Annotated in this window: 4 protein-coding genes and 2 pseudogenes; 1 reads left to right on the forward strand and 5 read right to left on the reverse strand. The window is 67.6% G+C overall.

Annotated features, from left to right (window positions below; all coding sequences use genetic code 11):
• The 4 genes and pseudogenes from U9977_RS23485 to U9977_RS23500 form a co-directional block, all read right to left on the reverse strand.
• Positions 1 to 366: pseudogene (locus U9977_RS23485) on the reverse strand (1-aminocyclopropane-1-carboxylate deaminase/D-cysteine desulfhydrase); the annotation flags it as partial.
• 515 nt (positions 367 to 881) lie between these two features.
• Positions 882 to 1715 (reverse strand): HAD-IIA family hydrolase, encoded by an 834-nt coding sequence (locus U9977_RS23490; protein ID WP_322751455.1) that lies wholly within the window; start codon positions 1713 to 1715, stop codon positions 882 to 884.
• A 112-nt stretch (positions 1716 to 1827) separates the two neighbouring features.
• Positions 1828 to 3177, reverse strand: coding sequence for an 8-oxoguanine deaminase (locus U9977_RS23495; RefSeq protein WP_322751458.1), 1350 nt, complete (start codon positions 3175 to 3177; stop codon positions 1828 to 1830).
• 75 nt (positions 3178 to 3252) lie between these two features.
• Complete coding sequence (locus U9977_RS23500) at positions 3253 to 3990, reverse strand: FkbM family methyltransferase (RefSeq protein WP_322751459.1); 738 nt, start codon at positions 3988 to 3990, stop codon at positions 3253 to 3255.
• Between the two features lie 322 nt (positions 3991 to 4312).
• Between U9977_RS23500 and U9977_RS23505 the strand changes: the two genes are divergently transcribed.
• Positions 4313 to 5137: an RNA methyltransferase gene (locus U9977_RS23505; protein ID WP_322751456.1), complete on the forward strand. Its 825-nt coding sequence runs from the start codon at positions 4313 to 4315 to the stop codon at positions 5135 to 5137.
• A gap of 80 nt (positions 5138 to 5217) precedes the next feature.
• Here the strand turns inward: U9977_RS23505 and U9977_RS23510 are convergent.
• Positions 5218 to 5932 (reverse strand): annotated as a pseudogene (locus tag U9977_RS23510) (spermidine/putrescine ABC transporter substrate-binding protein); the annotation flags it as partial.

Genomic DNA, 5932 nt, shown 5'->3' on the forward strand with positions numbered 1-5932 from the left:
GCCTTCGGGGAGCAGGTAGAACTCGCCGTAGGTGTCAGCTAGTCCCGCAAGGAACTCGGGACTTGTCTTCTGACGGTATTTCTCGCGCGTGATGTAGGCCAGTTCCATGCCGTGATCCAGGCAGAACTGCAGTGAGCGGTTCGGCGGGTGGTGTTCCTCACCTCGGACAATGCCGATGGTGGGCAGGTCTGCTGCCTGCCCGATAGCCGCTACTGCTCGTAGCAGGTTGGAGTACGCCCCACCGAAGGTCAACAGCTTTGGGTAATCCGCCGACATAGCTGCTGACATGTTGTACTTGAGCTTGCGATACTTGTTGCCCGGCACGTCTGCGAGCGCTAGATCGTCTCGTTTCAGGTAGAGCTGCACATCGGCGGTCCGTGTCGTGTCGTCTACGATGTGGTGTAACGGCGTTGGGAAAGCGGCGCTCCAGTTACCCGGTCCCAGACCACTCGTCACAGCGCACCGCCTCCGCCTCGTGGGCCAACAGAGCAGCCTGGCCCTTGTGACACGTTAGTGGCTGTGATCTTGCTCTGATCGCAAGGCCGGAGGCCACCCCGGTGGGGGTGTGGATCAAGGAGCGGGGCCGGGTGCGTAGGTCGTTGAGGTCGTCCTGATGACCGGAACCACCTACCGTTCGGCCGAATGTCGTCCGACAGGAGGTGGAAGCGGCCGTTATAGCGACCATTTTGACCTACCGCTTCGCTGTCGCCGGCCGCGACCGGCCGCGACGATGAACCTCCGGCCTCTTTCTGACCACCAGCGGAGCACGTTCGTCAGTGTTGACGGGCCCAGCGGTTCCGAGGCTGATCGGCCCGTCTTGGCTGTCATCCTCGATGCCCCGCGTGCGGGCATGATGTCGGGGAGAACCGGTGACCGAAGTGCTACTCGGTGACGCCGGCCAGCGGCTGCGTGGGTATGGTCACCTGCCCGGGGCGCACGCCGACCGGAAGTCGGGCGATGCTCTCCAGCACCAGCGTCGGCCGGTAGGGGAACCGGTCGATGTCGGCTGCGGACGTGATGCCGGACAGGACCAGGACCGTCTCCATTCCCGCCTCCAGCCCGGAGATCACATCGGTGTCCATTCGGTCGCCGATCATGACGGTGGTCTCGCTGTGTGCCTGGAGGGTGTTGAGCGCGCTGCGCATCATCAACGGGTTCGGCTTGCCGACGAAGTAGGGGACCACGCCGGTCGCCTTGGTGATCAACGCTGCCACGGCGCCGGTGGCCGGGAGGAGACCTTCGGTGGACGGTCCGGTCGGGTCCGGGTTCGTCGCGATGAACCGGGCTCCGTCCCGGACCAGTCGGATCGCGCGGGTGATCGCCTCGAAGCTGTACGTCCGGGTCTCGCCGAGGACGACGTACTCTGGTGATCGGTCGGTCAGTACATATCCGATGTCGTGCAGTGCCGTGGTCAGGCCGGCCTCACCGACGGCGTGCGCGGTGCCGCCGGGGCGCTGCGAGTGCAGGAACTGCGCGGTGGCCAGCGCGGAGGTCCAGATCCGCTCGGACGGGATCGCCAGCCCGGCATCACGTAGCCGGACTCCAAGGTCGCGGGCTGTGAAGATCGAATTGTTGGTGAGGACGAGATAGCCCAACCCCGCGTCCGTGACCGCCTGCAGGAACGCGGCCGCGCCCGGGACGGGCTGGGATTCGTGCATCAGCACGCCGTCCATGTCGATCAGATAATTCTCGATGGATGTGGGCTCGGTCGCCATCGTCGCTCCTGGCCGTGGTGGGGACGGTTCCGAAGTCGGTCCGATCGTGCCGATCATCTCAGGTCGATCGTGCGCCGTCGTGCGCCGTCGTGCGCCGGAGGGCACAGCGCTCCTACCACAGCCCCTGGATGCGTGCGGCGATCACGCGGTGGCGGCGCAGCATCTCGTCGAGATCGGGGTGGACGGGCCGGCCGTCGCACACCACCGGCGTGCCGGCGACCACGGTGTGCCGGGCGGCGACCGGTCCGCAGCGCAGCCACGCCTCCACCGGGTCGGTCAGGGCCCCGGCAAAGCTGATCCCGTCCAGCGGCCAGGCCACCAGATCACCGACCGCGCCGACGGAGAGCTCACCGATCTCGCCGGCCCGCCCGAGGCAGCCCGCGCCGCCACGGGTGGCGATCTCAAGGGCATCCCGGGCGGACATCGCCGCCGCCCCGCCGCGCAACCGCCCGAGCAGCATCGCAGTGCGGGCCTCCAGCCACAGCGACGCCGCGTCCGCCGAGGACGAGCCGTCGCAGCCGAGCCCGACCGGCACACCGGCCGCCCGCAGCTGCGCGACCGGCGCCAGCCCAGCACCGAGGATCATGTTGCTGCTCGGGCAGTGCGCGACCCCGGTTCCCCACCGGCCCAGCCGGGCGACTTCGGCCGGGTTCGGGCAGATGCAGTGGGCGACCCAGGCCCGGTCACCGCCCCAGCCGACGTCGTCGAAGTGCTCGATCGGTCGCCGGCCGTAGGTCGCCAGGCAGTAGTCGTCCTCCTGCGGGTCCTCGGCGAGATGGGTGTGCAGCCGCACGTCGAGACGTTCGGCGAGCTCGGCGGTGGCCCGCATCAGCTCGGGGCTGACCGAGAAGGGTGAGCAGGGCGCCAGCGCGATGCGGACCATCGCACCGTGGGCGGGGTCGTGATGGGCGGCGACAAGGGCCGCCGAATCCGCGAGGATCTTGTCGGGATCCTGGACGACGGAGTCCGGCGGTAGGCCGCCGTCCTTCACTGACAGTGACATCGACCCCCGCGTCGGGTGGAACCGCATCCCCAGCGTGCGGGCCGCGGCTATCTCGGCGGAGATCAGGTCCCCGGCGCCGCGCGGGTGGACGTACATGTGGTCGGTGGTGGTTGTGCAGCCGCCGAGCGCCAGCTCGGTCAGGCCGACGTAGGCGGAGACGTGCACCGCCTCTTCATCGAGGCGTGCCCACAGCGGGTAGAGCGTGCGCAGCCAGGTGAACAGCGTCCCGGACACCGACGGCGCGAACGACCGGGTGAGGTTCTGGAAGAGGTGATGATGGGTGTTGATCAGGCCGGGGGTGACCAGACAGCCGCTCGCGTCCAGGGTGCGACGAGCCGCCGGGAGCGGGTCGGTGGACGCACCGACGGCGCTGACCAGGCCGTCTGACACCGCGACCCAGCCGCCGGGCAGCTCGCGGCGCTGGTCGTCGACCGTTACGACCATGTCGGCGCCGCGCACCAGCAGGTCGACGGGTGCGGGGATGCGCCGTGCGGTCGTGGCCGCCGGTTCGAACGCACGATCCAATACAGGCTCTTATCGGACGGGTAGGAACAGAATCGTGTTGACGTATCGCCGGCCGCTTCCGGTCGCGACTGCATGAAGGTATCCGCGCTGCGCCACCCGCGCCATCGCCCGCTGGTGGGCGCCGAGATCGAATCCGGCCAGCGGGCGCATTTTCCCGTTCTGAAGGAACGAGCCCTCGTAATTCCAGCTTTGGAGCAGTTCCACGGTTGCGCTGGCAGGGCTCCGGTTATCTTCGACTTCGATGATGAGGGCGGGACGCCAGCGATTGACGATTCCCTCCGCACCCTTCAGCGCCGACAGCTCATGCCCCTCCACATCGATTTTCACCAGGCCGACGTCCTCGAGGTCGAGCGTGTCAAGACGGATCGTCTCGATTTTCACGCTGCTGCCGTCGGGTCGGGGGATCAGCGAGGCCCGGCCCTCGGTACCCCGGCCCCCGGGCGGGAGCCACAACTCCGCAAAGCCGTCGGCATCGGATGCCGCCTTTGCCACCACCGTGACATTCGGCCGGCTGGTGCGGGCGATGAACGCTGCCAGGTCGGGATTGGGTTCCACGGTCGTGACGCAACGGGCGCGCCTCGATAACCAATGGGTCCATGGGCCGTACCAGGCCCCTACGTCCAGGGCCGTCTGGTGGGGGGCCACGAACGTTCCAATCCGACCGAGTATCGGCTCGAAACGACGGTGTGCCAGGGCGATCGCGGTTGCGAATGCCCGATCGGGCACCAGTTCGGCGATGGAGCTCATGACAGCCACAGGGGGGGCTTCCTTCTCCAAGGGCGACTTGTCAGGCGGACGTGCGGTCGCGACGGAAGTCGGACCGAGAACAGAAGAAACACGCTCCGTGCGCTTCGATGCAGATGTAGATGCTGTGTTGCGGGTGATGCGCCGTGTTACAGGCGATACGTTGTGTTGCGGACGATACACCGTGTAGCCGGCGGCCTATCACTCGCAGACGATTGGCCCAAGGATAGACCATTGCGTGAACAGCGCGCACCCGGGTGCCGCTGCACGGGGGAGAGGCCACGGGGGAGAGGCATGGTGGGATGCGAGACGATGGGGACGGGCGGTGGTTGGTTTGGGTATTGTGGAGATCATCGATCCGGCCGATGTTCGGGTCCGCGACTATGTCGGGTTGACCGATGTGGCTCTGCGTCGACGGCGGGAGCCCGCCGAGGGGCTGTTCATCGCCGAGGGCGAACTGGTCATCGAACGGGCCCGGCGCGCCGGCCACCGGCCGCGTTCGTTGCTGGTCGGGCCGTCAAAGCTCGCGCTGGTGCCGGACGATCTCGACCCGGACGTCCCGGTCTACCTCGCCGGCCCGGATGTGCTCGCCGCGATCACCGGGTTCGAGGTGCATCGCGGGGCACTCGCCTCGATGTGCCGCCGTCCGCTGATTCCCGTGGCGGATGTCCTGGCCGGCGCGAGCCGGGCACTTGTCTGTGAGGACGTGGTGAGTCACACCAACCTTGGGGCGATCTTCCGTTCGGCGGCCGGGCTCGGGATGGACGCCGTCCTGCTCAGCCCGCGCTGCGCGGACCCGCTATACCGCCGCTCGGTGCGGGTGTCGATGGGGGAGGTGTTCGCCGTCCCCTACGCTCGCCTCGATCCATGGCCGGCGGCGCTGTCGCTGCTGGTGGAGCACGGGTTTGCGGTGGTCGCGCTCACGCCGTCCCCGGACGCGGTGGCGCTCGACGAGCTGAGCACCCGACCGCACGAGAAGCTGGCGCTGCTGCTCGGCTCGGAAGGCCCGGGCCTCACGCAGGCGGCCCTTGACGCGGCCACCACCCGGGTGCGGATCCCGATGGCCAACGGGGTGGATTCGCTCAACGTCGCAGCGACCGCGGCGATCGCCTGCTACGCCCTCGGCCGCCGCCCGGCGGCCACCCGCTGACCTGTGCGTTGTGCTGGCTGCGTTGTGCTGGCTGTAGTGACTGCGGTGACTGCGGTGACTGTGGTTGGCGGAACCGGTTCTCAGGTGCTGGTGCGGAATTCGTCCCAGATCGACCGCCAGCGTCGGTCGGTGTCAGGGTCCAGCTCCAGAATACGCTGGCCGGTGGCGAAGTACGCCGGTTCCACAACCGCGCTCGCCAGGCTTGCTGGGAGGAATCCCTGTCCGACGAGTCCGGCAGAGGTGATGCGATTCTGCGGCGGCTGGTATCCAATCGCCGCGAAGTTACCCAGTACGACGCCGAAGTCGAGCATGTGGTTGAGGAACATGTGCGCGGCTACCGGGCTTTTGCCGGCCCGAAGGATCACCATCAGATCGTTGTCCGCCTGGTGGCGGGCGTCGGTCGGGGACCAGTAATGCAGGATGTTCGGGTCGGCATCCTTGGCCAGGTAGTTCCGGGCGTTGATCACGTCTCCCGACCATGCCTGGACAATGGGGAAGTGCCCGCCGGGCAGGTCCCGGTAGTTGGTGATCGTCGCTTTGGGCCGGGTCGCGCGGACCATGTCGGCCAGTTGGGTCCGGACGAGATCGAGATCATCGTTTCGGTCGGTGTTCAGGTCGAGACCGTTGCGCAGCAGGACCATACCCATCACGGCGCGATAGTCGTTGATCACGGAAATCTTGTCGCGGTACCGGCCGTCCCAGAAGACGTCGAACGGGTTGTCCCTTGCGCTGATGTCCTCGGTAATGATGTCCGACCGCCAGGCGATGCCCGTGTTGTAGACGGTGTACGGCACG

The organism is Protofrankia sp. Cas8, assembly GCF_963555845.1.
Taxonomy (GTDB): Bacteria; Actinomycetota; Actinomycetes; order Frankiales; family Frankiaceae; genus Protofrankia.

Coding starts and splice junctions, on each gene's coding strand:
- U9977_RS23490 (WP_322751455.1), bottom strand. CDS start 1,715: ATGGCGACCGAGCCCACATCCATCGAGAATTATCTGATCGACATGGAC.
- U9977_RS23500 (WP_322751459.1), bottom strand. CDS start 3,990: ATGAGCTCCATCGCCGAACTGGTGCCCGATCGGGCATTCGCAACCGCG.